3 protein-coding genes are annotated in these 1,433 nt (G+C 55.5%); all 3 read right to left on the bottom strand.

The window, feature by feature from the left end:
- On the bottom strand, positions 1 to 336 hold a 336-nt coding region (locus tag ACFWPJ_RS32785), incomplete at its 3' end, for a hypothetical protein (RefSeq protein ID WP_378857391.1).
- Positions 318 to 968, bottom strand: a complete 651-nt coding sequence (locus tag ACFWPJ_RS32780; protein WP_378857389.1) for a hypothetical protein — start codon at positions 966 to 968, stop codon at positions 318 to 320. The genes ACFWPJ_RS32785 and ACFWPJ_RS32780, both read right to left, overlap by 19 nt.
- The coding region (locus tag ACFWPJ_RS32775) for a hypothetical protein (protein ID WP_378857387.1) at positions 952 to 1,433 on the bottom strand (482 nt) is incomplete at its 5' end. The genes ACFWPJ_RS32780 and ACFWPJ_RS32775, both read right to left, overlap by 17 nt.

The following is a 1,433-nucleotide window of genomic DNA, read 5'->3' as shown; positions in this document are numbered from 1 at the left end:
TTCAAGGGCAGGGAAATTCTTTGTGTCACGCCAGTAATCCTTCGAGTACTCCGGGACACCGGGGGTAAATCGGTCACTATTTGACCCTACTTTGAATTCATTGAATTCACTGGTGGGAACTTTGACGACCGCAACCATGGTCTCGTCCCCGAAGGATGTCCGGACTTCATACTCCGCCAGTTCAGCGTCCGCCGGGAACCGAAAGGAACCACATGATTCAAGAGCGCGCAGATCTGAACGTTGACTCGCGCAGCTCACCATCACGAATGCAGCGAGAACGGTCGCAGCTGCAAGGACTGCGCCACCGAATGTCCGTTTCATAGCTTCTGGACCCATGTTTGGATGGTGTCGGACTCTCCGCGTGCCACATAACTTCGCGCCCATCCGAATTCCTCTAGCTCACGCATGTGGGATCCGATTGAATTTGCTTGACTTCTCTTGACATTGCCGAACGGGATCCAGCCCTTCGTTTCAAAATTGTAGTAGTCCCAAACATATACCTTGTAGCTCACCTCGGCGTGAAGACCATCGTCTGCTGAGCGCACAATTGTATCGCTTCCGACTGCAACATCGAAATGGCCGATCCCGAATTCTACATCCTGATTCTCCGTCGGACCGGCACCTATCCAATTGGATGTGAGCTCACGAACTACCCCGACTTGCGGATCCGCTCTCGCCTGGTCAATGATGTTGTCGAGGCACCGCGTCACGACTCCCTTGACGTCCTCGGTATTTACCGTCTTCTGAAAGAATTCCGGCTTGATCGTGAAGTCCGAGTTCGGACCAGGGTTGGACAGGTAGAATTTGAGGAGGTCCGCCGAAAATAGGTATCCGGCACCCTCGAAGTACTGCATGGCCAGAAAGGCGTCGATAGTCTTGTAGGTTCTGGCTTCGATCTTGTCGGCGATGCCCGTACGTGAGTTATAGGCGGCCTGGTTCTTCTTCGGCGGATCAGGCGGCGGATGCAAGGCTGTTCTCCCACCATACGTTGTTGCTGTAACCGTAGCGTCGTGTTCCCATATCCGCGACGGCGCGGTCCGGGGCGATGAAATCGCTGGACGAAAATACAGGAGCTGCGCGACCTGGCGAATATTCCAACGCCTGGGAGACCTGCCCGATCACTGTCCGGATTTGATCCTGGCGAGACTTAGCGGCCGCGAGGAGAGCATCTAGTTCGGAGGAGATCTTCGAACGCAGCGACTCCTCGATCGGCTCAGCCAGTGCTTGAGCCCAAATCCCCAAGGGAAAGGTAAAGTCGAGCAGGGTGATCGATGTAGCCAGACCGCCGCTGAGTTCTGCGGCCTGGTTGTATACGAGACGCTCCAGCAAGGCTGCAGCTGCCTCGAGAACCGGCGACGGTCCTGCACCATCCAAGCTTGTGTAGGTGGTTTGAGACTGACGTTGACCGCTGACTGGGCGGTGTTGTGTGAGTC

It is taken from the genome of Nocardia sp. NPDC058497 (assembly GCF_042720195.1).
In the GTDB taxonomy this organism is placed as follows: Bacteria; Actinomycetota; Actinomycetes; order Mycobacteriales; family Mycobacteriaceae; genus Nocardia.
The sequence above is the reverse complement of the archived record's forward strand: the minus strand, read 5'-3'. Positions and strand labels throughout refer to the sequence as shown.